A 24,983-nucleotide genomic window follows, 5' to 3' on the forward strand; every position below is an offset into this window, starting at 1 on the left:
TTACTGGTTCAGGATCTCTTCGAGTTCCTTGTTGGCGTCGGTCAGCGCGGTGTCGACGTCCTTCTTACCCTCGATGACCGAGCGGGCCGCGCTCTGCAGGACCGCCTTGGTGTCGTTCGCCTCGGCCCAGTTGGTGTCGTTCGGGAAGCCCTTGGCGACCTTGAAGGTCTCGGCGAACGGCGCCTGCACCGGGTCGGCCGCGTACTCGCTCAGAGCCTCGGGGTAGAGCGGCAGCAGGCCACCCTCCTTGGCGTAGCGGGTGCCGAACTCCTTGCCGGCGGCGAGCTTGACGTACTCGGCGGACAGCTCGACGTTCTTGCTGTCCTTCCAGATGGCGATGTCGTTGCCGCCCTGGAAGGCCGGGGCCGGGCCGCTGCCGTCCTTGGCCGGGAGCGAGAAGAAGGACATCTTCGCCTCGTCGACCTTGCCGCCGCTCTGCTCCTTGATGGTGGTGATGTCCCAGCCGCCGGTCACGTACATGCCGACCTTGCTGTTGGCGAAGCGGGTCGCGATGTCCACCGAGTTCTGGGTCAGGGCGGACTTGCGCGAGACGCCGTGCTTGGTCACCAGGTCGGTGTAGTACTGGAAGCCCTCCTTGAAGCCGGGCTCCGTCAGCTTGCCGACCCACTTGCCGCCCTCGAACGCGGCGAAGTCGCCACCGGCCGACCAGACGAACGGCGACAGCGACATGTTGGCGTCGGAGCCGCCGTTGAAGGCGAAGCCGTCGACGTCCTTGCCCTTCTCGGCGACGATCTTCTTGCCCGCCGCGACGAGGTCCTCCCAGGTCTTGGGCACCTCGATCTTCAGGTCCTCGAACCAGTCCTTGCGGTAGAGGACGGCGCGGGTGCCGCCACCCCACGGGGCGGCGTAGATCTTGCCGTCCACCGTCTCGTAGCCCCACAGGTTCTGCGGGATCTGCTGGAAGTCGGGTGCGGCCTTGACGATGTCGGTGATGTCGGTCAGCGCGTCCTGCGCGACCCACGCGGCCACCTGGTCGTTACCGAACTCGGTGACGTCGGGGCCCTCGCCGCCGGCGAGCGCCGCGGTCCACTTGGCCTGCGCGTCGGGCCAGGGCACCCACTGGAGCTTGACGTCGGCGCCGGTGGTCTCCTTGAACTTGGCGTTCAGGTCGGCCATCAATTTGTTCTGCTTCTCGTCCGGAGCGCCGAGGCGCCAGACGGTCAGCGTCTGACCTGCGAATTTGGGGCCGGACGCGGCGGGTGCCGTCGCGTCGGAGCCGGCGGCCGGGGCGGCAGGCTCACTGCTGCCACACGCGGCGAGACCCAGGGCGAGGGCGGCCGTGGTGGCCGTCGTGGTGGCGATTCTCGCGAACTTCACTGGAGTTCTCCCTTTCAGGCTTTCGCCGGGGTTTGCGCTCATCTGTTATGGCCGGGGTCCCCGTGACCCTCTGCACTCACTGGGAGCGTTCGGAACTACCGCAACCCGCGGTTCCGACTCGCTTGCCTGCGGGCTGACTAGGGTTAAACTAACAAGAAACTTTCTTAAAAGAAACGATCGTTAGCGGATCGTGACGGGGAGGACGACCTTGCCCACACGCCCGGGGACCCCCCGGCTGCTGCGCCAGCTCAACGACCGCGCGGCGCTGGAACTCCTGCTGTCCAGCGGCCCTCTCACCCGGGCTGAGCTGGGAGAATATACCGGGCTCTCCAAGGTGACCGCGGGTCAGCTGCTCTCCAGGCTGGAGGAGCGCGACCTCGTCACGGTGGTGGGCGAGCAGGCGGGCGGGCGCGGCCCCAACGCCGCGCTCTACGGGGTGGTGCCCTCCTGCGCGTACGTGGTCGGACTTGACGTGCTGCCTGACAGGATCAGCGCGGGGGTCGCCGACATCACCGGCGCCCTCGTCGCCGAGGTCTCCGCCGATCCCAGCGGGCACGACGACCCGGTACGGCTCGTGCGGAGCGCGGTCAGCCAGGCGTGCGAGTCGGCGGGCATCGGCGTCGACCGGCTGCGCGCCTTCGTGATCGGCACCCGGGGCGTCGTCGACCCCGGCACCGGCGACGTGCGCTTCTCCTTCGACCTGCCCTCCTGGCACAACGGCGTGCTCGCCGAGCTCCGCCGCGACCTCGGCGTCCCGGTCACGATAGAGAACGACGTGAACCTGGCCGCGCTGGCCGAGCGCGCGTACGGGGCGGCGCTGGGCGTCGACGACTTCGTGCTTGTCTGGGCGGGGGTCGGGCAGGGGCTCGGCGTCATGCTGGGCGGACGGCTGCACCGCGGCTTCACCGGCGGCGCGGGCGAGATCGGCTGGCTCCCCGTGCCCGGCGAACCGCTCCCCACCGACGTGAGCGAGCCCCAGTCGGGCTCGTTCCAGCGTCTGGTCGGCGGCGACGCTGTGACCGGGCTGGCGAACGCCCACGGCATCGGCTCCGCCTCGGGGGCCGACGCCGGTTCCGTGGGAGACCTCGTCCGTACGGCCGTCGCGGAGGGCGCCGAGGCGTTCCTGGACGAGCTGGCCGGGCGGCTGGCCGTCGGCGTCGCCGCTGTCGCGGTGGTCCTGGACCCCGGACTGATCGTGCTCAGCGGCGACGTCGGCAGGGCCGGGGGAGACGCGCTCGCCGCCAGGGTGCAGGACGCGGTGGCCCGGTTCTGCCCGAGCCAGCCCAGGGTGGTGGTCTCGCGGGTGAAGGGGAACCCCATACTGCGCGGCGCCCTGGTGTCGGCGCTGAACCAGGCCCGTGAGCAGGTGTTCTCGGACACGGTCTGATCTTGTTCTTCAACCTCCGAGATCGCGTTCGGCGGTCGGGGACGTCGGTCACCTGTGGACTTTCCCCAGGTCATGTTGGGGAGCATGGCCTCGGTTGTGGGAACCGGTGTGCCGCTTGGGCGGAGCCCGGCCCGACAGGGTCCTACGAGGCGAGGGCCAGCCCGCACACGGCTTTCACGGCCTTCTCACGGGACGCGTCCGCGATCGGGACGGGATCAACGGTGGGCGCGCAGCGCGGCGAGCAGCCATTGGAAGGCCGGCACCGCCTCCGGGGCCGGCGGCAGGCCCCGGAGGAGGTTCAGAAGCTGCCAGTACCGCTCCACCCGGGGCTCGGCGACCAGTTCCAGCCAGTCCGCCAGGGAGACGGTTTCCTCGGCGGGAAGCTCCACGGGGATGATCCGGTCCAGAATCACTTTTGCGCCAGGCGACTCCGGTGGGATTCCCTTCCTGAGGGCGTCGGCCGCGTGCTCGAGGACCAGGGGCCGGAGGTTGAGTCCGAACTCAAGGCGATTGTCCTGCCTTCCGCTCAGGACCATCTGCCGGACCGTCCGCTGGAAGCTCTCGTCGCCGACCAGTTCGGCCAGCTCCATCCAGGCGTTCACCTGCTCGGACGTCGGCTCTTCTGGAAGCTCGGAGGGGATGTCGCGCATCCATTCCGCGACGAGGGTGGCGTCCTCGTCGACGACGTCGGCGAATGCCCCGTTGACGAACTCGTCGATGATCTGCTGGCGTTCCCGCGCCGACAGTCGGGCCAGTGCATGCATCAAGGTGATCTCCTCGGTGGTGCTGTCACGTTTGGCGAGAACACGCAGGACGGCACGCCGTATCTTCAAGGTGCGGATCTCCGCGTCGAGCGCTTTGACGTGTGTCTCCGCCAGTTCCCTCAGCGGGGCCCGCTTTTCCAGGATCTGCTGGATGGCATCAAGACTGAGCCCGAGATCGCGAAGGGTCCTGACCAGGTCCAGCCGTGCGACCGCCTCCGCGTCATAAAGCCGGTATCCCCCGCCCGACCTGCGGGCGGGGGGGACGACGCCACTATCGGACCAGAAGCGGATCGCGCGCGCCTGCAGCCCGGTGCGCCGGGCCAGCTGCCCGATCGTGTAGAGATCCGTCGCGTCGCTCATGGCTCGAATCTGCACCTTCCACCCACTGGAACCTCAAGCGATGCACCCAAATTCTCGCCATAGAGCGGGCGTTTGGGCGTTATTTCCGCTTTTATGTCGTCCACTGACTCGGCCGGTTCGTTGGGCTGGGTGGAGGTTTGGCGGCGAAACGCAGACTGATGTCTCGTGCGACGAGGCCGGTGCCGGACCGGCGTACCGGGAGCGGGTGTTTCCTTGTGAACGGGGTCCGGTACTCCCGTTCCCTCGTGAGCGGGGCCCGCGCACCGTGGCGCTTGGGGAAGAATTGCCGCCATGCGTGACATCGTTCTGATCTCCGACCCCCGAGTCGCCTCGATCCCCGTCGAGGAGTCAGGAGAGCAGCTGGTCGACGTGCGGGGGCGGCTGCGGACGGACGGGCGGCTCGCCGACCCCGAGGGGGCCTTCGCCCACCTCAGGCTCGGACTGCTGACCCGGCTGGAGGAGGCGCAGGCGCAGCTTCCCGGGGGATACCGGCTGCTGGTCGTGGAGGGGTACCGGCCACCGGCGACGCAGAAGAAGATCTTCGACGGCTACTCGGCGGAGCTCCGGGCGCTGTATCCGGAGATGTCGCCCGCCGAGCTGCGAGCCGCGGCGAGCCGCTACGTGTCACCCGTCGAGATCGCCCCGCACACCGCCGGAGCGGCGGTCGACCTGACCCTGTCCGCCGAGGACGGGACCGAGCTCGACATGGGCACCCGGCTCAACGCCACCCCCGAGCAGAGCGGCGGCGCCTGCTACACCGACGCCCCCGGCCTGTCGCCCGAGGCCCGCCACCACCGCAAGCTCCTCGCTGTCGCCCTGGAGGCGGCCGGACTGGTCAACTACCCCACCGAGTGGTGGCACTGGTCCTACGGCGACCGCTACTGGGCCCTCACCACCGGCTCCCCGACCGCCCTCTATGGGCCGGTCTCCGTCTGACCTCGCCTATTGAACCGGCAGATCGCGGGACGCGCGTGGGTGTCGAGTGTGATTGTGGAGCAGGTGGGCATCGCAGCGGATGATTCTGTCGATCAGCTTCCTGACCGTGGTCATGCCGCGGGCGATGCGTTGGTTTTGGTGCTTCCTGGCGGGGGCGAGTGCGATACCGGATTTGAGACGGTGGGTGCACCATGGACAAGGTCGACACCTTGGTTGGGCGCCGGGTGGCTGAGGCCCGCCGCCGCAGGGGTCTGTCACAGCTGGAGTTCGCCGATCTGATCAGCCGAAGCGAGAGCTGGGTGTCGAAAGTCGAGACGGGTGTAATTCGTCTGGATAGTCTCAGTCTTGCTCAAACGATCTCTGAGCTGCTCGGAGTTCCCCTGCGGCATCTGATCGCCCTGGATGCTCGTACCGGGCGTGCGCAGGAGCAAGCCGGGCAGGAACAGACTTTGAAATTACTGCATCTGCTCATCAATCCACATGACTGGGAGATGTGGGACGAGGTGAAACGTCGATGGTTCTTCGGGCAGGCTGCGGCTTCTGTCATGTCCATGCTGGACCTGCTCCGCGACCAATCGGCTCATGACCTCGGCGATCGGCTTGAATCGGTTCGATCCAATCGGATTCGGCTGGATTCAGAGACCTTGGAGGGGCTGGAACAGGCAACGCTCGGTTACCGCCGCGCTTATCGGTCCTCATCGGCGTTCTCACTGATCGGACCGGTCCACGGCACGCTGAACGTGCTCATCGAGCTCGCGCCGGACGCTGGTGCGCACCGTGACCGGGTGGTGTCGATGATCGGGCAGATGGGTGCCTTGATCGGCACGATGCTGATGTTGGATTTGGGGGATTTCGATTCGTCCAGGCAGTACCTGGCGATCGCGGCCCGCGCGGGTCAGCAGGTTGAGGATCCAGAGCTGCTGGCGTTCGCGCTTGGTTGCCGCGCCTTTCACTCCTCCTACAGTGGCAACCGGAGAGCCGGCGTCGGCTTCGCCCAGGGCGCTTTGGACTTGGCAGGGCGAGGAATCCACCCCGTCACTCATGGCTGGTTGTCGGCTGTGGCCTCGGAGATGCATGCCGCGTCCGGTGAGGATCGGGAGTGTGAACGGTTCCTGGACGATGCGGCTTCCCACCTGGTACACGCCGATCGGGCCGATCCGTGGCTGGGGATCGGAGTTTTCGACTCCGACAAGTTGACCGCCTATCGGGGCGGCGGACTGATGCGCCTGGGTCGCTACTCCGAAGCCCAGACCGAGTTGCTGGCCGCACTCGACAGCCTGGATCCGGCGTTGCGTAAACACCGTTGCACCGCCCATATCGATCTCGCCGAAGCCTACGTGCGTGATCACAAGGTCGATGACGGTGCCGAGCATGCCATCGACGCGCTGAAGATCATCGTGGATACCCGGCACGCCGATAGCCTGCGTCGGGTGGCGAAGCTCTACACCGTCGTACGGCCCGTACGGACTCCGACAGTCCGGCGGTTCGGTGAGAAACTCATCGAATTGAAGGCGATCTCGTAACCGGAGGAATGACGTAGATGTATCGCGGGCTGATTCTGGACTTCGGCGGAGTGATCACCACGGACTTCTACGGGGCACTGCGCGCGTTCGGTATTCGTGAAGGGCTCGGCGCGGGTGCGGTCGAGCATGTGCTGCGCGAAACCGAGGAAGGTCGCGCCGCACTGGCCGCGGTCGAGGACGGGCAACTGTCTCAGCATGAGTACGAGACCATTCTGGCGCGCCTTCTCGGAGTCGACGCCGACGGACTCCTCGGCCGCGCCCTCGCTGACCTGCGACCCTGCCAGCCGGTTTTGGATCTGGTCGCCCGTGCCCGGAACGCGGGAATCGCCACCGCGGTGCTGTCGAACTCCTGGGGCACCGGCGTCTATGACCCATACGCCGGTTACGATCTGGAGGGCCGGTTCGACGCGGTTGTGATTTCTGACCAGGTCAGGCTCCGCAAACCGGGTGAGCAGATCTACCAGCTCACCGCCGACAAGCTTGGCGTTCCGCCATCGGCGTGTGTCTTCGTCGACGACACCGCCCACAACCTGCCACCGGCCGAACGGCTCGGCATGGTCGGCGTTTTGTTTTCCGACGTCGACTCAGGCATCGCCCGGCTCGAAGAACTTCTTCGCCTCGGCTGACAGCGGGGATGTAGGTCGACGACCCCTGCGTGAACTGGCTCATCGTCTGACTGACCAGGGTCACCCGGAATCTGGCTCCTACCCCGTAACCACGTTCCGGAAGTGAGGCACGCGACCGGTTTACCTTCAAGGCGGGAATTACCTCCTGTCCACGGAAGGCGGCTATGAACGCGCGTCGCACGCTCCGCTCGCGCCTGCCTCGGCTCACGCCGATGGGCGGTTTGAGTACCAGGAGGCGAGGATGCCCCTGACAACCGTCGATCTGATCTGTCGCCAGGATCTCGGAAAGCTGGTCGACCACCGTGACATTGATCTCACCGGTCACGACGCTCCCCAGAAAGTAGTCCGTGTCGAGGTGCGCACAGCGTTGAACGGCCGGTTCGGCACCGAGCGGACCGACGACGCGATCCTGGTGGCCGATGAACTCGTAAGCAATGCGCTCAAGCACGCCGGTGGCCCGGTCTCGTTCATCCTTGACATCTACGAGAAGGGCGCTGCCGTGGCGGTCGTCGATCGCGGCACCGACATCGATGCCGTTCCAGCCGCTCCGTCCAACCCCTCGAACGACCTGGATGACATACCCGAGGACGGTCGCGGGATGTTCCTCATCGCTTTCCTTTCGACCGCTTGGTCGGTGGAGAAAGCGGAAGCCGGAAAAGTCGTGATGGCGTTCTTCGCGGCTCCGTGCCCCACGCGTACGTCGTCCGCTGCATCACAGTCTCTCGATCGATCAACTGGCAAGTGAGCTGGGAGGAGTTCTCGATGACCATCGACAGCATGGCTAAGACTGACTCCTTCGACCTGGGCATCCGCGTCGTGGAGATCGGCAACGAGATCAACGGGCTACTTTCGACCACTGACGGCGGAGGCATTTTGTGATCCTGCTTGACGAGTGCCTGAGTCCGCACGTGGCCATGGTTCAGCGGGATCATGTACGGCTGGAGTGGCGGCAGTTATACGCGGATTCGGTGCTTGAGCGGGCTCGCCCGGTGCTGTGGACCTGCCTGTGCCGCGCCACGGCCTACGAGCTGTACGAGGGCGGCGGGCAGGCGTTCATCCGGCGAACCGTCCAGCTCGATCGCACTCCCGAGGTCCATGACACCTTCATGTATCCGATCGGTGAAGCTCGGGCCGTCTGGACGGGGCTCCTGTCCGGAAGTGCCCGTTAGACGGCGTGGCGGCGTGGGATCTGGAGGGACCCACGCCGCCACGCCTGCTGGAAACCGTCGGCCACAACGCGAAATCTGATTTCCTTCGTCCCCGTATACCTGCGGATCTCGGATTAGTCCTGCTCGCCGAACGTGAGTAGCGGGACGCCATCACCCCCTGATGCCCACGCGAACCACACCCCTTAGGGAAGGAGCGCCACGAGATGGAAGGATCTTTGGATTTCAATCGATGGTTCGGCCGGGCCAAGACCCTGGTACTCCAGCCGACCACGCTATGCAACCTCGATTGTATGTACTGCTACCTGCCATTCCGGCGACTCAGCAATGAGATGTCACCTGAGGTGGCTCAGGCCGTTGCCGCCTCGGCTGCGGATCTGACCGGCTCTGGTGACGAACTGGACATTGTGTGGCACGGCGGGGAGCCCCTGGCCCTGGGCCGACGCAAGTTCGCCGCCCTGCTCGCGCCGTTCGAGGAGTTGCGTCACGCGGGCCGGATACAACACCCTCGCCATCAGAGACACAATCCGGCAGGTGATGAGTGAGCAGGCCCAGCACGGTGTGCAAGCAGCCGCGGTCCCCCGACCCGAGCGAGCCACCCCCGCCAGCCTGTACACCGACCTTGCGATGGCCCGCGAAGAAATCCAAGAACTGAAACGAGAGCGCGATGCCTTGAAACGCCGCCTCCAGCTTGCTCTGGGCGCGGAAATCGACAACGCGGCCCAACCCGAACGCGTTCAGAGAGTGCAGGACCTGGAAGGCCGCACCCAGGCCCTGACCCGAGACCTCGCCGAGGCACGTGCCCAAGCTACACGCCTCACCGAACAACAACAGGAATCTGACGAGACCATCGCCTCGCTCCGGCTCGCCCTGCGCAAGGCGATGCGCACCGTCCCATGATCCGCAGACCCTCAGTCGAGTGACAGTCCTGCGACCGGACTCACCCGGGCGGCCCGGCGTGCGGGGAGAACGGCGGCGAGGAGTCCGGCCAGGGCGGCGATGAGGACGACGACGCCGAGCGACAGCCAAGGGATGTGCATGGTGGCGTCGCGGAGGGCCCGTTTCACGATCGTCTCGCAGGCGACCCAGGCGAAACCGACGCCGAGCACGGTGCCGAGCACGGTGGCCACCAGCGACAGCAGGACGGCCTCGGCCGCCAGCATCCGCCGGAGCTGCCCGCGGGTGAGCCCGAGCGCGCGCAGCATCGCGTGTTCGCGGGCCCGTTCGAGTACGGAGAGCCCGAGAGTGTTCGCGATTCCGATCAGGGCGATCACGATGGCGATGCCGAGCAGGCCGAGCGCTGACCAGGTGTAGATCTGCAGCTGCTGGTCCAGCGACTCCCAGGTCCGCAACCCGTTCTCGATCGTCGCGCCGACGGGATCGGCCAGCTCGTCCAGGTCGGCGCCGAGCCGAGCCGGGTCGGCGCCGGTGGAGGCGCGGATCCAGACGGCACGCGGCTCGGGGGCGTCGGTGAGCGTCGCCAGCGTCTCGGGCGCGACCACGCCCGCCGGGCCCCAGCCGGTGCCGACGGCCACCTGCAGCTGGGCTCGCCGGTCGCCGACGCGCACCGTGACCCGGTCACCCGGCCGCAGAATCAGGCCCTTACCGAAGGCGTCGGAATCGATTCTGATCTTCCCTGGCTCGACCCGTGCGAACACTCCGCCGTCGCGGGCCACTTGCCCGGCGGAGGGTGCGGTGACGACCGGGATCGGGTCGTGGAGCCCGGCCACCTGGGCCACGGCGCCATACACGGGAATCGCCCGCTCCACACCGGGAGTGCGACGTATCCGGGTGAGGAGGTCGGTGGTGAGCGGGCCCTTGGGCGAGGTGAGCGTGATGTCTATGGGGTGGTCTCTGCCGATCTGCTCATTCAAGGACGTACGCCAGGTGGTCATCCCGGTGAGTACGGCGGTCGTCAGGGTGACGCCGACCAGCAGGGAAGCGGTGGTGGTGGCGGTCCGCCGCGGATTGCGCACGGCGTTCTTGGTCGCCAGCCGCCCGGCGGGGCCGAGCAGCGCGCCGGTGATCCGGACCAGGCGGGGAACGAGCACCGGCCCGAAGAGGAGTACGCCGGTGAACACCGATCCTCCGCCCGCCACCATGAGCGCCGTACTGCCCCGGACCATCGCCACCCCGAGCAGGGCCGGCCCGGCGACCAGGAGGAGCGCGGCGAGCGCCAGCCGCACCAGGCCGGTGGCCGTGTGCGCGTCGACCGCGCCATCCGGGCGCAGCGCCGCCAGCGGGCTCACCCGGACCACGCGCCGGGTCGGCAACCAGGACGCGACCATGGTGACCACCAGGCCGATGGTGAACCCCCCCAGCAGCCAGAGCGTGGGCAGCTCGGCGGCACCCATCGGGACGGCCGGCGCGAGGGCGCTGATCAGGGCGATCAGCGCGTAGCCGAGACCGACGCCGACCAGTGTCCCGGTCAGCGACGCGAGCACGCCGACGACGGCCGCCTCGCGGCGTACAGAACGCACCACCTGCCGCCGGGTCGCGCCGATGCAGCGCAGTAGCGCGAAGTCGCGGAGTCGTTGCGCGAACAGGATGGAGAAGGTGTTCGCGATGACGAGGATCGAGACGAAGAGCGCGATGCCGGCGAACAACAGCAACATCACCGACAGGCTGTCGACCCTGTTCTGCACGTGGGTCAGCCGCTCAGCGGTGAACGCCTCCGGCGACAGCGCCTTCGCGCCTTCAGGGAGCGGGCCCACCTCGCCGCGCACCGCCACCGAGCCCAGATGGAGGTGGTCGCGCCACAGCAGCAACTGGGGCCAGGTGACGTACATCGAGGCCTGGGCCGGGGGAGAGGGCGACTCCACGAGACCGACCACCTGGACGTCGGCCGCGGCGGCTCCCACCCCGATCCTGATCCGGTCGCCGACCGCGATGTCCTCGGCCAAGGCGACATACACGTCCACCGCGGCCTCGCCCGTACGTGAAGGGAAACGGCCCGAGCTGAGCTCCTGCCAGCGCCACACCTGCGAGGTGGCGATCGGCCCTACTGTCGTCGTGTCCGAGAGCTGCCGGCTCCCGGCGCGCGCCGGAAGCGTCGCCCGGCCGATCGCGGACGCGTTCTCGCCGTGCCGCTCGGTGAAGGCGATCACGGCCTCCGGGTCCAGCTCGGACGACGGCCACCCCTCGGGGGAGACCACGTGCTCGGCATTGCGGTACGGCGCCCCCAGGCCGTCCATGAGCCCGCTTTGCGCGCCGGAGGTGAGCATGCCGACCACGACGACGAAGGCGACGGCGACGGTGACCGCGACCGCCGCCGCGACGTACCTGCGGATGTACGTGCGCAGCGACGCGAGGAAGACGGTACGCATCAGACGATCCGCCCGTCCTGCATGGTGACCACGTGGTCGGCGTACGCCGCCGCGTCCCGCTCGTGGGTGACCATCACGACGGTCTGGCCGAGTTCGCGTGCCGAGCGGCGCAGGTGGTCCAGCACCTCCGCCGACGTGGTGCTGTCCAGGTTTCCGGTGGGCTCGTCGGCGAACAGCAGGTCCGGCTGCGTGATCAGGGCGCGCGCGATCGCGACCCGCTGCTGCTGGCCGCCGGACAGCTCCGCGGGCCGGTGAGCGAGCCTGTCGGCCACGCCGAGGATGTCGGCGAGCAGGTACGCGCGCTCGCGTGCCGCATCGTCGATCCGGCGGCCGCCCAGTTCGAGCGGGAGCACGATGTTCTCGCCCGCGGTGAGCATCGGCAGCAGGTTGAACGACTGGAACACGAAGCCGACGTGCTCGCGGCGGAAGATCGTGAGTGCGTCGTCGTCGAGCAACCCGAGGTCGGTGCCTGCCACGGTGACGGTGCCGCCGCTGGCCTGGTCGAGTCCGGCCAGGCAGTGCATCAGCGTGGATTTACCCGATCCGCTCGGGCCCATGATCGCGGTGAACCCGCCTCGCGGGAGGTCGAGGTCGATGCCGCGCAGTGCATGGACCTGGGTTTCGCCCCGGCCGTAGGTCTTGGTCAGGTTCCGCGCGCGGGCGGCCACGGCGTCGGGGCTCGCGGCCGTCCGGGGAAGCCGCGGGGCCGGGTCATGCCGTGAGCCGGTCACTGCTGGGTCCTCGCTTCGCTGTAGGCCATGCCCGCAGTCAAGGCGGCGCGGTGTTGTCAGCACGTATGGAATTTTCGATACGCCGACGATACGCCCGGGCTCCTAGCATCGAGTGCATGCGTGTGTTGATCGTCGAGGACGAGCCCTACCTGGCAGAGGCCATCCGCGACGGGCTGCGCCTGGCGGCGATCGCCGCCGACATCGCCGGTGACGGCGACACCGCGACGGAGCTGCTGAGCGTCAACGCCTACGACATCGCCGTCCTCGACCGCGACATCCCCGGCCCCTCGGGCGACGAGATCGCCAAACGCGTCATCGCCTCCGGCAGCGGCATGCCCATCCTCATGCTCACCGCCGCCGACCGGCTCGACGACAAGGCCTCCGGGTTCGGGCTCGGGGCCGACGACTACCTCACCAAGCCCTTCGATCTCCAGGAACTCGTGCTCCGCCTCCGGGCACTCGACCGCAGGCGCGCGCACAACAGGCCGCCCGTACGCGAGATCGCCGGCCTGCGCCTGGACCCATTCCGCCGCGAGGTCTACCGCGACGGCCGCTACGTCGCGCTCACCCGCAAACAGTTCGCCGTGCTCGAAGTCCTCGTCGCCGCCGAAGGCGGTGTCGTCAGCGCGGAAGAACTCCTGCAGCGGGCGTGGGACGAGAACGCCGACCCCTTCACCAACGCCGTCCGCATCACGGTCTCGGCGCTGCGCAAACGGCTCGGCGAACCGTGGCTCATCGCCACCGTGCCCGGCGTCGGCTACCGCATCGACGCAGGAGGCGAGAGTGGATAGGGCGCGCGGGATGAGCGTCCGGCTCAAGCTCACCCTCAGCTACGCCGGATTCCTCATGCTCGCGGGCGCGTTGCTGCTCGCCACCGTGTGGGTGTTCCTCCTGCGGTACGTACCCGACGGCTGGCCCGCCCTTCTCTACGTGGCGCCCAACCGCATCCTCCTCCTGGGCGCCTTCGCCCCTGCGGCGGCCGCGGTGATGGCGTTCCTGCTGGTGTTCGGCCTGCTGGGAGGATGGATTCTCGCCGGACGCATGCTCGCCCCCCTGACCCGCATCACCGACGCCACGCGCATGGCCGCGAACGGATCGCTCTCCCACCGGATCCGGTTGCCTGGCCGCGCGGACGAGTTCCGCGAACTCGCCGACGCCTTCGACGCCATGCTCGTGCGGCTCGAAGCACACGTCGCCGAGCAACAGCGATTCGCGGCCAACGCCTCACACGAACTCCGCACCCCGCTGGCGATCTCACGGGTGCTTCTCGACGTGGCCCGCCGCGATCCCGACCGTGACATCGGCGAACTCGTCGAACGCCTTCACGCCGTCAACACCCGGGCGATCGACCTCACCGAGGCGCTCCTCATGCTCAGCCGCGCCGACCAGAGATCCTTCGCACGGGAACGCGTCGACCTGTCCCTGGTCGTGGAAGAGGCCGTCGAGACACTGCTCCCGCTCGCGAAGAAACGCGGTGTCACCATCGAGACTTCAGGTGAGATCACCCCGGTTGAGGGGTCGCAGGCGCTCCTGCTGCAACTGGCGACGAACCTGGTGCACAACGCGATCGTGCACAACCTGCCCGTACAGGGAACCGTGTGGATCAAGACCGGCATCGGCCCCGAGGCGCTCACCGTCGAGAACACCGGCGAGAAGCTGTCCCCAGAGGTGGTCCCTGCACTCACAGAACCGTTTCAGCGCGGCACGGGAAGAATACGCAACGACCACGCAGGCGTCGGACTCGGCCTGGCAATCGTCAAGAGCATCACCCACGCGCACGACGGAACACTCACTATCGTCGCGCGTCCCGCGGGGGGCCTCAGCATCGCCGTTCAACTACCCGCGTGTAAGCGATAAGCTGCGACTGCAGAAAAATATAGATTTCCTGAACCAATCGCCGGATATTACGTCGATTAGCGTCGCCTGTCGATACCAGAAATGAGTATCGAGTCCAGCCAGCGCCTGAGACGTCACCGCTGGGTGGTGGAGCGCACCTCTCCTGGCTGGCTGCCGCCGTTTACACCGGCGCTACGAGCGCCGGGCCGACCACTTCGCGTCCTTCGTTGCCCTCGCTGCGGCCCTCATTTGCTACCGCCGACTCGCCAAATGAGTCACTGTCTTAGTTCAGAAAAGTGCTCCAGATCTCTCGCGGGTGGCTCAGCGCCTGACCTCGAAGGCGTCCGTGATCACCGTAAGGTCCGCTCGGGTGCGCAGGCACGCGAGAAGGAGAAGGCGCGCCTTGTACGAATCCAGCGTTCCGCCGTTGATGAGGCCACGTGCCAGCAGGTCGCTCTCGGATCCTCTGAGTGGTGGCACTGGTTCTACTGCGACCGCTACTGGGCCCTGACCACCGGCTCCCCGGCCGCCCTCTACGGGCCGGTCTCCGTCTGGCCTTGGGTCCGTGTCACGGAGAAGAGGGCTCACCGCCGTGGAAGGCGCGTCGGTAGGCGGTGGGGGTGGTGCGCAGGGCGCGGTGGAAGCGCCGACGGAGGTTGGTGGCCGAGGAGAGGCCGACCCTGACGGCGATCGTCTCGACGGGCAGGTCTGTCTCCTCCAGCAGGGCCTGGGCGGCCGCGATCCGCTTGCCGAGCAGCCACTGACCGGGACTGACGCCGAGCTGTTCGGCGAAGCGGCGGGCGAGGGTGCGGGCGGAGACGCCGGCCTGGGAGGCGAGGTCATTGGCCGAAAGGGGTTCGTGGAGTCGTTCGGTCATCCAGTCGAGTACGGAGGCCAGGGAGCCGAGCAGGTGGTCGGCGGGAGGGGGTGCGGCGTACTGAAGCTGCCCGCCTTCACGGTGTGGCGGCATGACCATGTGCCGGGCGACCTGCGCGGCATAGGCGGCCCCCTGGTCCGCACGGACCAGATGCAGGCACAGGTCGATACCGGCGGCTGTGCCTGCGCTGGTGGCGACGTCGCCGTGGTCGATGTACAGGGCGTCGGGATCGACCTGGACGTCGGGGAAGCGGGCCGCCAGCTCGGCGGCCATTCGCCAGTGCGTGGTGGCCCGGCGGCGGTCGAGCAGACCGGCCTGGGCCAGCAGGAAGGTGCCGGAGCAGATCGCGACGATCCGGGCTCCGCGCCGATGAGCCAGCCGCAGCGCGCGCACCACGGCGGGCGAGGCGGGCGTGTCCGGTCGCTGCCAGCCGGGGATCACGACCGTGTCCGCGGCGTCGAGCGCTGCCAGGCCCGTGGTCACCGCCATGTCGTAACCGGCCAGGGTGGGCAGCCTGCCCGGGTGCTCGGCGCAGACCTCGAACTCGTAGCGGACGGGCAGGCCGGGACGGCGCACACCGAAGACCTCGGCGGCGCATGCGAGTTCGAAGGTTGACTGCGGCGGGAGGGCCAGGGCGACGACGCGATGAACGGTCATGGCAGGAAAGTACCGGAGGATGTCATTCTGGACACTGGGCGGTCTGACCGTGCCCGGCCACGATGGGCTCATGAACGAAGAACACGACGACGTACAGATCCTGAACGTCGATGAGGTCGACCCTGTTGAGGTCGCCTCCGGCATCTTCCGGCGGCAGCTGCCCACCACCGAGTCGGCTCGTGGCTGGGTCTACGACTTCGCACCGGGCAGTGAATGGCCGGAGATCGACGTGCACGACGGGGAGGAGCGCTACTACGTCGTGTCCGGCGAGTTCATCGACAGGGGTCACCGGCTCGGGCCGGGCAGCTACGTGGTGTTCGCCCCGGGCAGCACCCATCGCCCGCGTACGGAAACCGGGGCGCGCATGCTCGGGATCAGCATCCCCCGGCGCCAGGCGTACTGAGCTGAGAGTGCCCGCGAGTAGTCGGTTTCGCGGTGGAGGAACAGCCATGACGGGCCAGGAACCCGTGTTTGTACGGACGTTTCTCAAGCCCGGAATCTGCCGGTACCGGCTCGTCTCACGGATTCGTCCGCCGCCGGCCCCCGCGAGAGTCGGCGGCGGGTGATCAACAGGAAGACCACGCGCCGCCGAGCCCTCTGCCTAGCCTCGCGCGGATCGGTGGGCGGCTCGGCTCCGCCGCGCGGATGGTTCCCGTTCGCCGGTCCAGCCGACCGCCCGGGGGATGTCAGGTCCGTACGGGCGTTAAGGGCAGACCGGGTCGACGCAGAATCCGGGGGGCGGGGTCGCGTCCGGGCCCGGTTCGGCGCGTAGGACGATCACGCCGTCGTTGTAGGTCTGCGCCGTCGTCACCGACCAGCCGGGATCGACGCGGGAGGCGGGAACGTCATCCTCGAAGCGAACTCCCTCGGCACCTCGCAGCGGCCAGTCGAGGCCGTAGGCCACCTTCAGGTCGTGCTCGCGCACGACGCGTGCCGCCTCGGCCACCGAACGTCCCCGCAGCTTCACCCCGGCCAGCGCCTCGCCTGGCAGGCTCGCGTCGGCGGGGAAGGCGTACTTTTCGCCGGGGTTCGCCGGGCGGCTCAGGTTGACCTCCGCGGGTCCCTCGATGTCCGCGGTGATACTGAAGGCCGTCAGACAGGTTTCGACCCGTTGAAGGCAGTCACCCCCGGTGAACCTCGCTATTGCGTCGGGGTCGGTCTTCTCGAAGCCGAAGACGGAGCCCGGCGGCAGTTGCGGTGAGACGGGGATCAGCGTCACCGTGAGATTGTCCAGGCCGACCTTGTGGAAGGCCTTCCGCAGCTCGACGGGATCGGGATCGCCCTCGGTGAAGTAGAAGGCGTACTCGTCGCCGACCCGGTCGATCGTCACGGCCTGACTGGCGTACACCTGCTCGGACGCCTTGAACAGGGACGGCCCGACGACAATGGCTCCGGCCAGGACGGCGGCCGCGGCCAGGCCGAGCAGGGCGCGGCCGGGAGAGCGCATGAGCCTCCGCCGGGCCGGAACACGCTCCAGCGAGACGATCTCCGCCAGCAGCGCGTCCGCCCCCGTGGTGGACGCCCGGCCGGCCAGGCTCTCGTCCAGCACCCTCGCCCGGTCCTTGAAGATCTGGTCGTTGTTCACCGTGACTCCTTCTCGACGAGTGGCCGTGACACGAAACGGGCGGCCGATGGGCGGGTCTTCTCCAGGGCCTTGGCGAAGCGCCTGCGTGCCCGGTGCAGGCGGATACGGGCGGCGTTGCGGGAGCAGTCCAGCACCGTGGCGATCTCGCCGGGATCGAGCTCCTCCCAGAGAGCCAGGGCCAGCAGTTCACGATCTCCGTCGGAGAGCATGCCCATGGCCTCGTCCACGCCGTGCTGCTCACCGTGGTGGGAGGGAGCGGTGTAGAGGTGTTCGATCTCGGCGGTGAGTTCGGTGTGCCGGGTGAGTCTGCGCCGCTCGCTCCGGCGGTGGTTGGCCAGGACCCGCCGGGCCACGCCGTACAGCCACAGCTTGCCGCCCTCACCGTCGGGGAGCTCGGTTATCCGCCGCCAGGCGATCACATAGGTCTCGGCCACGACGTCGGCGGCGTCCTCGGGAGAGGAACACCGCCGCACGGCGTATCCGAGGATCTGCTCATGGGTTCGCCGGTACACCGCCTCGAACCGGGACCGGTCGTCTTGTTCACTCACGCGTCATCCTCGTCAGACCTTCCGAACGCTGCAGGCTTTCAACTCCTACGTGTCCGCGGGCGACGGCAGAATTTCAGGCCGGGCACAGAACGGCTGAGCCGATCGGAGCGAGTCGGCGATCGGAGGGCGGCGTACTCGGCGCGGACCTGTTTCCGCCGCCGGACTACGCGGCCGTGATCGAAGCGAGCCGGCGCCTGGCGTTCATGACCACTTACGGACGCAGGTGAGCCAGAAGGTCGTCTCCGGCGGGGTAGGGGCGCTCCTCGGGCAGGAGCCGGGCAGCGGTATCCGGTTCGCCCTCACGCAGGAGTGCGTGAATCTCGCGGACGAGCGGAGTGACGTCGGTGATGGCGACCGTCCACTCGTCCGCGTACCGGCGTGCGCTCTCACCCGAGAGGCCGAGCTGCAGTGAGCGGTAGGGCAGTCGCTGCAGGCGGAGATCGCGTTCGGGATCCCACTGCACCCGGGCCGGCGCGTGTTGCAGCTGCCGCTTCCAGGTGTTCTGGTCAGGGTGAAGCCCAGGCTCGTGGTGCGACAGGCACGCGTGGCGCAGGGCCCATTCGAACCCCTCACGGGTGATCTCGATGGCCAGGACGGTCTCCTGTCCCTCCTTGGTGCCCCAGCCGCAGCGGTACATCATCCACAGGAACGATGGTTTGATCCACGTCATCCGGTCTCGCTTCCAGGCGGCGGGGAAACGGCCGTGACGAGCGGCGGGGAGACCGATCTCCGGAGTGTAGGCCTGGTAGACGGTGATCGTGGACGCGCTGTGGACCGCCCGGATCCTGTGCTTCGGTTCTTCCATGGCGGACAGGATGAGTCCGGTCGCCCGGGAAAAGCCATTGATTTACCAACGGCCTTCTTCGGATTCGTCCATATCCTTGCTCCGGTCCGGTCGGTGAATCGGGAGGTCATCCCGTTACGGCCCCGCTGTACGGGGGGAGACAATCGAGGTCATGCGGTTCGGTGTCCTCGGTCCCCTGGAGGTGCGGTCCCCCACCGGTGAGGAGATCTCCGTGGGCGGGCCCCGGCCGCGTGCCCTGCTCGTGATGCTGCTGCTCGACGCGGGCCGGGCGGTCGGCGTCCAGCGTCTGATCGACGGCCAGTACGGCGACGATCCCCCCGCCGGTGCCGCCAACGCGGTGCAGGCCCAGGTCTCCCGGCTCCGCCGGAGCCTGCCCGGCGAGGTGATCGAGTTCCACGGGACCGGCTACCGGCTCGTGGCCGATCCCGACGACGTCGACGCCCACCGGTTCGAACGACTGGCCCGCGAGGGGCGGCGGCTGCTGGCGGCTGGCCGTCACGCGGTCGCCGCCGGTCCGCTGCGGGAGGCGCTCGCCCTGTGGCGCGGGCCCGCGCTGGCCGACCTGCCCTTCGGGCGGGCGCGGGCGGCTCGGCTGGAGGAGCTCCGGCTGTCGGCGACGGAGGACCTCGCCGAGGCGGAGTCGGCTCTTCCCGAGGGCGGTTCGGCGGCTTCAGCGGTTTCGGCGGTTTCGGTGGCGGAGCTGCAGCGGCTGGTGGCCGCGCATCCGTTGCGGGAGCGGCTCAGAGGGCAGCTGATGCTCGCCCTGCGGGCGGCGGGGCGGCAGGCCGAGGCGCTGGCGGTGTTCGAGGAGGCCAGGCGGCTGCTCGCCGAGGAGCTCGGTGTCGATCCCTCGCCCGAGCTCGCCGCGATCCATCTGGCCGTCCTGCGCGCCGAGCGACCCGCGCCGCCGCCACGGCGGAGGCCCGCGGCCCAGCTCACCAGTTTCGTGGGACGCGAGCGGGAGCTGGAGCGGATCGACGCGCTGCGCGACTCGCGGCTGATCACGATCACCGGGCCCGGCGGCACCGGCAAGACCCGGCTGGCGATCGAGGCGGCCGGACGCGGGCGGCGCGAGGTGTGCTTCGTCGACCTCTCCCCGGCCGGTGGCGGTGACCAGGTGGCGCGGGCGGTGTTCGGCGCGCTCGGGCTGCGCGAGCCCGGCTTCCACGCGCCGCGCCCCGCCGACCTCGTGGAGCACCTGGTGGCGGCACTCGCCGGGCAGGAGCTGCTGCTGGTCCTCGACAACTGCGAGCACGTGAACGCCGCCGCCGCCACGCTGGCCCGCAGGCTGCTGGGAGAGTGCCCCGGACTGGCCGTCCTGGCCACCGGTCGCGAACCCCTCGGCATCACCGGCGAGACGCTGGTGCCGCTGGCACCGCTGGAGACCCCGCCGCCGGACTCCCCGCCGTCCGTCGCCCTGGCCTGCCCGGCCGTGCGGCTGTTCGCCGACCGGGCGGCGGCCGTACGGCCGGGATTCGAGGTACGGTGGGCCAACGTGGAGACGGTCATCCGGATCTGCGCGGCGCTGGACGGACTGCCGCTGGCCATCGAGCTGGCGGCCGCGCGACTGCGCTCCTTCACCGTCGAGGAGATCGCCACGCGCCTGGCGGAGCACGGCCGGTTCCGGCTGCTGTCGCGCGGCGACCCCACGGCGGCGGCCCGCCACCGGACCCTGCGCGCGGTGGTGGAGTGGAGCTGGGACCTGCTCTCGCCCGGCGAGCAGGTGCTGGCCAGGCGGTTCTCCGTGTTCGCGGGAAGCGCGTCCCTGGAGGCCGCCGAGGCGGTCTGCGAGGTGGAGGACGCCGCCGGGCTGCTGGCCGACCTGGTGGACAGGTCGCTGGTCGAGACGGACGGCGACCGCTACCGGATGCTCGACACGATCAGGCTGTTCTGCGCGGAACGGCTGGCCGAGGCGGGGGAGGAGGACCGCCTGCGCGGCGGCCACGCCCGCCACTTCCTCGACCTGGCCCGGCGCGCCGATCCCCACCTGCGCCGGGCCGAACAGCTCAGGTGGCTGGCCAGGCTCTCCTCCGAGCACGCCAACCTGACGGCCGCGCTGCGCTGGGCCGTGCGCGGCGACAGGGAGACGGGGCTACGGCTGGTCGCCGCGCTGGCGGCGTACTGGTGGCTGGGCGGCCGGCGCGGCGACGCGGGGGAGGCGGCGGCCGAGCTGCTCGCGGTGACCGGTCGTCCCCTCGCCGGGCTGGAGGAGGAGTACGTCATGTGCGTGGCGCACGCCGTACCCCGGGCGCTGCCGGAACACTGGGAACGGGCCGAGGCGATCATGTGGTCGCGGGACCGGCCGCTGCGCCACCCCTTCGCCGCGGCACTGTGGGGCATGTCCGCCGGGCCGCCGGAGCCGGCGCCGCCCGCCGGACCCGAGACCGACCGGCTGTTCGGTTCCGATCCGTGGAGCCTGGCCCTGGTCGGGCTGAGCCGCGCCCTGCTGAAGGTGCTCGACGGTGATCCTGCCGGGGGCGAGCGGGAGCTGGAGGAGGTGCTGGCTCGCTTCAGGTCCCTGGGGGAACGCTGGGGGACGGCCCAGGGGCTCGACTGGCTGGCCCTGGTCGCGAGCTGGCGTGGAGAGTGGGCACGCGCCAGCGGCCTGTGGCGGGAGGCGCTGGAGCTGCTGGAGGAGCTCGGCGCCCTTGAGGAGACCGCGGACGTGCTGGGGCGTCGGGCCGAGGCGCTGGTACGCGAGGGAGATCTCGCCGCCGCTGCCGCCGACCACCGGCGCGCCGGGGAACTCGCCCGGAAGGCGGGTGCGCCGGGCGTGCCCGCCGCGACGCATCTGGGGCTCGGTGAGATCGCGCGGCTCGAAGGCGATCGCACCGAGGCCCGTCACCGGATCGACCTGGCGCTTCGAGAGGCGGAGACCGGGGCCTTCGGCGCGGAGTCGGCGCGGGCGCGCGCGCTCACCGCGCTGGGACGGCTGGCCGAGGCCGAGGGTGACCTCGCCGGGGCCCTGCTCCACCATCGCCAGGCGCAGGCCCGCGCGCGCAGGTCGCCGTTGGCGGTGGACCTCGCCGACGCCGTCGAGGGCCGGGCGGGAGCCGCCCTGCTCGAGGGGACGGGGACACGGGCGGCACTGCTGCTCGGCATGGCGGTGGCGCTGCGCGGGACGGCCGTGGCCGGTGACCGCGACGTCGCCGGAGTCGCCGCGGGCGCCCGCGACCTCGTCGGTGCGGAGGTGTTCGCGTCGGCGTACGCCCGCGGGGCCGCGATGCGCCACGACGAGGTGCTCGCGGCGCTCGATCCGGACGACGGCTGACGGTGTTCGGTGTGGAGGGCGCTCGGCTGTCAGTCGACGGTCGGCGAGCTGTCAGCGCTCCCCCCGAAGCTCGTGAACATGAAGAACACCACGGTCCTCATCTCCGGTGCGAGCATCGCCGGGCCCGCGCTCGCCCACTGGCTGAGCCGCTCCGGCCACACCGTCACCGTCGTCGAGAGGGCGCCCGCGCTCCGTCCCGGCGGCCAGGCCGTCGACTTCAAGGGTGAGACCCACCGCGTCGTGCTGGAGCGGATGGGAATCCTCCGGGAGGTGCGGAGGCGCCAGACCGGCGGAACCGACCAGGTCATCGTCGACGCGGACGGCAGACGGCTGGCGGTCATGCCCGGCGAGTTCACCGGCGGCGACATTGAGATCCTCCGCGGCGACCTCGCCGCCCTGCTGTACGAGAGGACCGAGAAAGACTGCGAGTACGTCTTCGGCGACTCCATCACCTCGTTGACCGACACGGCGGGCGGCGTGCACGTCACCTTCGAGCGCGGCGCGCCGCGTACCTTCGACCTCGTGGTGGGCGCCGACGGCATCCACTCCAACGTGCGGCGGCTCGCCTTCGGCCCCGAGTCCGACTACGTGCGCTTCCTCGGTCACTACTACGCGCTGGCCGACCTCGGTACGGGTGACGGCAACGTGATGTACAACGAGCCCGGCCGGATGGTGGCGCTCGGCGGACCCAAGTCGCCCGCGTTCTTCGTCTTCGCCTCCGAGCCGATGGACCTCGACCGCGACGACGTCGAGCAGCACAAACGCGTCCTGGCCGACGCCTACCGGGGGATGGGCTGGCGGATCCCCGAGCTCATGGCCAGGCTGCCGGAGGCGCGCGAGCTCTACCTCGACTCGCTCAGCCGGGTCGAGATCGACCGCTACGCCAGGGGCAGGGTGGTGCTGCTCGGCGACGCCGCCTACGGCAACACCCTGGGCGGCTTCGGCACCGGCCTGGCCGTCGTGGGCGCGTACGTGCTGGCCGGGGAGCTGGCGGCGGCCGGTGGCGACCACCGGACTGCGTTCCGCGAGTACGAGGAGGCCTTCCGCGGCTACGCCAAGGTGGCAAAACAGGGTAGCGCCGGTCCCTTTCTCGCCCCGGCGACGTGGCGGCGGATCAGGATGCGCAACTGGGTCTTCAAGCGCCGGTTCCTGCTGCGGGCGATGCTCAGGGTGACGGACAGGTTCGCCACGGATATCGAGCTCAAGGACTACCCGGCGCTCACCGGGACCTCCGCCGCGCCCTGAGAAGCGGAGGTTTCACCGCGGTTGACGACGGCGGCACGAACGCGCCCCGAGGAGCGGTGGCTTCGAACCCGCCACGAGGGGACTCCCAGACGGGAGGGTCACGGAGTGGGCACCCCGCCTCCGACACGAGGTGGGCGCAGCCCCCGTCATGGCGTGGGCGCCGCCTCCTTCAGGAAGTTCGCGCGCCGGAGCAGGGGGCGGTCGGGGGCGGTGCCGATCAGGGTGCCCGCGTGCCCGGTCAGCACGGTGCAGCCGCCCGCGTCGCACAGGTCGGCCCATCCGGCCGGGGTCGCCACCGGCAGCCGCGTGCTGATCCGGCCGTCCGCGTCCACCATGTACAGTCGGCCGTTCATCGCGGCCAGCGCCACGGCACCGGCGCCGGCCTCGACCAGGCTCCAGGAGGAGGTCTCCGGGTCGAGCAGCCACAGGCCCTCCGCGGCGGCGGCGAACAGCTCGCCGTTCACCATGCCCAGGCCGACCCCGCCGCGGGGCCCGTCGGCGAGGGTGGTCCAGCCGTCCTCGGGGTCGCGGTAGACGAGCCGGTCGTCGGCGGTGAGGCCGTACAGGCCGATCGGGTGGACGGCGGTGGCCTCCCTGGGGGTGGCCAGGGCGACCAGTGCGGGGGCGGTGCCCGCGGGGCGCCAGCGCAGGTTCTGGTCGGAGACCTCGCGGGTGAGCAGCGAGCCGCCCGGGGTGACGCCGTACAGCAGGGAGTCGAACACGGTGAGCGCGCCGACCTCGTCCGCGCCGCCGATGGTCTCCCAGCCGCCCGCGCGCACCGACAGCCGGTCCAGCACGTTGCGGGTGATCCGGTCCACGACCGGGTCGTGCAGGGTGTTGCCCCAGTTCACGGTGGAGGCGGTGAACACCGTCCCGGCGCCGAGGCCGAAGACGCCCATGGTGGCCATGCCGCCCTGGCCGTACCGGTGCCAGTGCCGCAGGTCGGCGGTGGCCAGGATGACGAAGGACGGCGGGGTGCCGTCGCGCCCGGTGGCCACCGGGACGCCGTCCTCCTCGACGAAGTCGCAGGCGTCGGTCTCGTAGCCGATGGCCCCCCTGCCGAACGTGTCGCCCTCGTCCATCTTGGTGCCCTCGAACACCCAGTGCTCGGGGAACCGGACGGTGTAGGACTCCTCGTGCATGAGCTGCATGTACGGGCCCCAGGTCCCGGCGCCGCGCCGGAAGCTGACCCCGGTCAGGCCGTTCTCCGGGCGGTTCACCGGCGCGCTGGACCACTCGACCGTCGTGAGGGCGGGGTCCACGGCGGCCATCGGGTCGGCGATCGCGTCGCGGTAGCAGACCATGGTGCGCCCGTCGTCCTCCAGCCGGAACTGCCACCAGCAGGTGTTGCCGGAGAAGACGGCCATGTTGCCGCCCCGTCGGACGAACTCCTCGACGCTGTCGCGCATCCCCGCCGACCAGTACTCGTCGTGCCCGCTGACCATCAGCAGCCGGTAGCCGGAGAGCAACTCGCGCCCCTCGTGCAGGTCCAGGGCCGAGCAGTAGTCGACGTCGTACCCGGCCGGACCCAGCCAGCGGATCATGCCCTCCTCCCAGCGTTCGGGCGGCGGCCCGCCGCCGGGCCGGTCGAAGGAGACGCGCGAGGCGCGGGTCGGCTGCTCGCTCCAGTAGATGGACTCGCCGGGGATACCCGCCCGGTTGTAGGCCTGCCAGGTCGGGAACGGGATCGACAGCAGGATCGGCGAGCGGGGACGGGCAGCCCGTACGACGAAGTAGACCTCGCAGGTGCCCTCGTCGGTGGTGAAGATCGCGCGGTACAGCGAGCTGCGCCAGCCGGGGGGGACGTCGAGCGTCCACACCGGCCCGGTGAACTCCCCGTCGAGCACGGCCAGGTCCGCGGCCACGTCCTCGACCAGCACCGAGCCGCGCAGCGGGGCGCGGGAGGCGCGGGCGAGGTGGAAGCGGAGCGCGCCGCCCTGGACGCAGGACGTCGACTCGGCGTAGGCGTGGACCGTCATCGGATACCTCCAGAGTGCGGTCT

The 24,983-nt window shown here is 69.6% G+C and carries 22 protein-coding genes and 1 pseudogene; 14 read left to right on the forward strand and 9 right to left on the reverse strand.

The genetic code is table 11. The features are described from left to right. Positions 1-1,338: an extracellular solute-binding protein gene (locus tag OG587_RS18270; protein WP_329091838.1), complete on the reverse strand. Its 1,338-nt coding sequence runs from the start codon at positions 1,336-1,338 to the stop codon at positions 1-3. Positions 1,339-1,546: 208 nt separating this feature from the next. On the opposite strand from OG587_RS18270, the gene OG587_RS18275 reads away from it, so the two are divergent. Next, positions 1,547-2,725: an ROK family transcriptional regulator gene (locus tag OG587_RS18275; protein ID WP_329091840.1), complete on the forward strand. Its 1,179-nt coding sequence runs from the start codon at positions 1,547-1,549 to the stop codon at positions 2,723-2,725. A gap of 215 nt (positions 2,726-2,940) precedes the next feature. On the opposite strand, the gene OG587_RS18280 is transcribed toward OG587_RS18275, so the two are convergent. Continuing rightward, a complete protein-coding gene (locus OG587_RS18280; protein ID WP_329091842.1) occupies positions 2,941-3,849 on the reverse strand; it encodes a MerR family transcriptional regulator in 909 nt (302 codons plus the stop codon). Between the two features lie 291 nt (positions 3,850-4,140). On the opposite strand from OG587_RS18280, the gene OG587_RS18285 reads away from it, so the two are divergent. The 7 genes from OG587_RS18285 (at position 4,141) to OG587_RS18315 (ending at position 9,000) form a co-directional block, all read left to right on the forward strand. Beyond that, on the forward strand, positions 4,141-4,785 hold the full coding sequence (locus OG587_RS18285; protein ID WP_329091844.1) for a M15 family metallopeptidase: 645 nt from the start codon (positions 4,141-4,143) through the stop codon (positions 4,783-4,785). Positions 4,786-4,976: 191 nt separating this feature from the next. Next, positions 4,977-6,308, forward strand: a complete 1,332-nt coding sequence (locus OG587_RS18290; protein ID WP_329091846.1) for a helix-turn-helix transcriptional regulator — start codon at positions 4,977-4,979, stop codon at positions 6,306-6,308. 17 nt (positions 6,309-6,325) lie between these two features. Then, positions 6,326-6,934 carry an HAD family hydrolase gene (locus OG587_RS18295; RefSeq protein WP_329091847.1) on the forward strand — a complete coding sequence of 203 codons (609 nt, stop codon included), beginning with the start codon at positions 6,326-6,328 and terminating at the stop codon, positions 6,932-6,934. Positions 6,935-7,175: 241 nt separating this feature from the next. Next, positions 7,176-7,679, forward strand: coding sequence for an ATP-binding protein (locus OG587_RS18300; RefSeq protein WP_329091848.1), 504 nt, complete (start codon positions 7,176-7,178; stop codon positions 7,677-7,679). 130 nt (positions 7,680-7,809) lie between these two features. Further along, complete coding sequence (locus OG587_RS18305) at positions 7,810-8,103, forward strand: hypothetical protein (protein ID WP_329091849.1); 294 nt, start codon at positions 7,810-7,812, stop codon at positions 8,101-8,103. A 203-nt stretch (positions 8,104-8,306) separates the two neighbouring features. Continuing rightward, positions 8,307-8,645 carry a hypothetical protein gene (locus OG587_RS18310; protein ID WP_329091851.1) on the forward strand — a complete coding sequence of 113 codons (339 nt, stop codon included), beginning with the start codon at positions 8,307-8,309 and terminating at the stop codon, positions 8,643-8,645. Continuing rightward, complete coding sequence (locus tag OG587_RS18315) at positions 8,635-9,000, forward strand: hypothetical protein (RefSeq protein ID WP_329091853.1); 366 nt, start codon at positions 8,635-8,637, stop codon at positions 8,998-9,000. The genes OG587_RS18310 and OG587_RS18315 overlap by 11 nt, the downstream gene beginning before the upstream one ends. Before the next feature lie 11 nt (positions 9,001-9,011). Here the strand turns inward: OG587_RS18315 and OG587_RS18320 are convergent, their stop codons facing one another. Continuing rightward, the gene (locus OG587_RS18320; RefSeq protein WP_329091855.1) at positions 9,012-11,426 is read right to left on the reverse strand and encodes an ABC transporter permease; all 2,415 of its coding nucleotides are present in this window, start codon (positions 11,424-11,426) and stop codon (positions 9,012-9,014) included. Further along, complete coding sequence (locus OG587_RS18325; RefSeq protein WP_443075585.1) at positions 11,426-12,157, reverse strand: ABC transporter ATP-binding protein; 732 nt, start codon at positions 12,155-12,157, stop codon at positions 11,426-11,428. Before OG587_RS18325 ends, OG587_RS18320 begins: the two co-directional genes overlap by 1 nt. 116 nt (positions 12,158-12,273) lie before the next feature. Here OG587_RS18325 and OG587_RS18330 point away from each other — a divergent pair, with 116 nt between their 5' ends. The 3 genes and pseudogenes from OG587_RS18330 to OG587_RS18340 form a co-directional block, all read left to right on the forward strand. Then, the gene (locus tag OG587_RS18330) at positions 12,274-12,948 is read left to right on the forward strand and encodes a response regulator transcription factor (protein WP_329091857.1); all 675 of its coding nucleotides are present in this window, start codon (positions 12,274-12,276) and stop codon (positions 12,946-12,948) included. Next, complete coding sequence (locus OG587_RS18335; RefSeq protein WP_329091859.1) at positions 12,941-14,014, forward strand: sensor histidine kinase; 1,074 nt, start codon at positions 12,941-12,943, stop codon at positions 14,012-14,014. The genes OG587_RS18330 and OG587_RS18335 overlap by 8 nt, the downstream gene beginning before the upstream one ends. Positions 14,015-14,086: 72 nt before the next feature. Next, positions 14,087-14,267 (forward strand): annotated as a pseudogene (locus OG587_RS18340) (IS5/IS1182 family transposase); the annotation flags it as partial. Positions 14,268-14,561: 294 nt separating this feature from the next. Here the strand turns inward: OG587_RS18340 and OG587_RS18345 are convergent. Further along, positions 14,562-15,527, reverse strand: coding sequence for a helix-turn-helix domain-containing protein (locus tag OG587_RS18345; RefSeq protein ID WP_329091861.1), 966 nt, complete (start codon positions 15,525-15,527; stop codon positions 14,562-14,564). 70 nt (positions 15,528-15,597) lie between these two features. Between OG587_RS18345 and OG587_RS18350 the strand changes: the two genes are divergently transcribed. Then, the gene (locus tag OG587_RS18350; protein ID WP_329091862.1) at positions 15,598-15,930 is read left to right on the forward strand and encodes a cupin domain-containing protein; all 333 of its coding nucleotides are present in this window, start codon (positions 15,598-15,600) and stop codon (positions 15,928-15,930) included. A gap of 300 nt (positions 15,931-16,230) precedes the next feature. Here OG587_RS18350 and OG587_RS18355 read toward each other — a convergent pair whose 3' ends face one another. The 3 genes from OG587_RS18355 to OG587_RS18365 form a co-directional block, all read right to left on the reverse strand. Continuing rightward, the gene (locus OG587_RS18355) at positions 16,231-17,112 is read right to left on the reverse strand and encodes a hypothetical protein (protein WP_329091863.1); all 882 of its coding nucleotides are present in this window, start codon (positions 17,110-17,112) and stop codon (positions 16,231-16,233) included. Beyond that, positions 17,109-17,660 (reverse strand): RNA polymerase sigma factor, encoded by a 552-nt coding sequence (locus OG587_RS18360; RefSeq protein WP_329091865.1) that lies wholly within the window; start codon positions 17,658-17,660, stop codon positions 17,109-17,111. Before OG587_RS18360 ends, OG587_RS18355 begins: the two co-directional genes overlap by 4 nt. Positions 17,661-17,871: 211 nt before the next feature. Then, a complete protein-coding gene (locus OG587_RS18365; protein ID WP_329091867.1) occupies positions 17,872-18,465 on the reverse strand; it encodes a DUF4291 domain-containing protein in 594 nt (197 codons plus the stop codon). Positions 18,466-18,616: 151 nt separating this feature from the next. On the opposite strand from OG587_RS18365, the gene OG587_RS18370 reads away from it, so the two are divergent. After that, positions 18,617-21,736, forward strand: coding sequence for a BTAD domain-containing putative transcriptional regulator (locus OG587_RS18370; RefSeq protein WP_329091869.1), 3,120 nt, complete (start codon positions 18,617-18,619; stop codon positions 21,734-21,736). Between the two features lie 78 nt (positions 21,737-21,814). Next, the gene (locus OG587_RS18375; RefSeq protein WP_329091871.1) at positions 21,815-22,981 is read left to right on the forward strand and encodes an FAD-dependent monooxygenase; all 1,167 of its coding nucleotides are present in this window, start codon (positions 21,815-21,817) and stop codon (positions 22,979-22,981) included. Between the two features lie 146 nt (positions 22,982-23,127). Here the strand turns inward: OG587_RS18375 and OG587_RS18380 are convergent, their stop codons facing one another. Next, positions 23,128-24,960 carry a N,N-dimethylformamidase beta subunit family domain-containing protein gene (locus tag OG587_RS18380; protein WP_329091873.1) on the reverse strand — a complete coding sequence of 611 codons (1,833 nt, stop codon included), beginning with the start codon at positions 24,958-24,960 and terminating at the stop codon, positions 23,128-23,130. Positions 24,961-24,983 lie beyond the last annotated feature (23 nt).

Source organism: Streptosporangium sp. NBC_01469 (assembly GCF_036227305.1).
Classification (GTDB): Bacteria; Actinomycetota; Actinomycetes; order Streptosporangiales; family Streptosporangiaceae; genus Streptosporangium.

Bases quoted from the DNA above. Each gene is read 5' to 3' on its own strand.
- OG587_RS18350 (WP_329091862.1), top strand. From the start codon at position 15,598: ATGAACGAAGAACACGACGACGTACAGATCCTGAACGTCGATGAGGTC.
- OG587_RS18280 (WP_329091842.1), bottom strand. From the start codon at position 3,849: ATGAGCGACGCGACGGATCTCTACACGATCGGGCAGCTGGCCCGGCGC.
- OG587_RS18320 (WP_329091855.1), bottom strand. From the start codon at position 11,426: ATGCGTACCGTCTTCCTCGCGTCGCTGCGCACGTACATCCGCAGGTAC.
- OG587_RS18330 (WP_329091857.1), top strand. From the start codon at position 12,274: ATGCGTGTGTTGATCGTCGAGGACGAGCCCTACCTGGCAGAGGCCATC.
- OG587_RS18375 (WP_329091871.1), top strand. From the start codon at position 21,815: ATGAAGAACACCACGGTCCTCATCTCCGGTGCGAGCATCGCCGGGCCC.
- OG587_RS18285 (WP_329091844.1), top strand. From the start codon at position 4,141: ATGCGTGACATCGTTCTGATCTCCGACCCCCGAGTCGCCTCGATCCCC.
- OG587_RS18370 (WP_329091869.1), top strand. From the start codon at position 18,617: ATGCGGTTCGGTGTCCTCGGTCCCCTGGAGGTGCGGTCCCCCACCGGT.
- OG587_RS18365 (WP_329091867.1), bottom strand. From the start codon at position 18,465: ATGGAAGAACCGAAGCACAGGATCCGGGCGGTCCACAGCGCGTCCACG.
- OG587_RS18290 (WP_329091846.1), top strand. From the start codon at position 4,977: ATGGACAAGGTCGACACCTTGGTTGGGCGCCGGGTGGCTGAGGCCCGC.
- OG587_RS18300 (WP_329091848.1), top strand. From the start codon at position 7,176: ATGCCCCTGACAACCGTCGATCTGATCTGTCGCCAGGATCTCGGAAAG.
- OG587_RS18380 (WP_329091873.1), bottom strand. From the start codon at position 24,960: ATGACGGTCCACGCCTACGCCGAGTCGACGTCCTGCGTCCAGGGCGGC.
- OG587_RS18345 (WP_329091861.1), bottom strand. From the start codon at position 15,527: ATGACCGTTCATCGCGTCGTCGCCCTGGCCCTCCCGCCGCAGTCAACC.
- OG587_RS18310 (WP_329091851.1), top strand. From the start codon at position 8,307: ATGGAAGGATCTTTGGATTTCAATCGATGGTTCGGCCGGGCCAAGACC.
- OG587_RS18295 (WP_329091847.1), top strand. From the start codon at position 6,326: ATGTATCGCGGGCTGATTCTGGACTTCGGCGGAGTGATCACCACGGAC.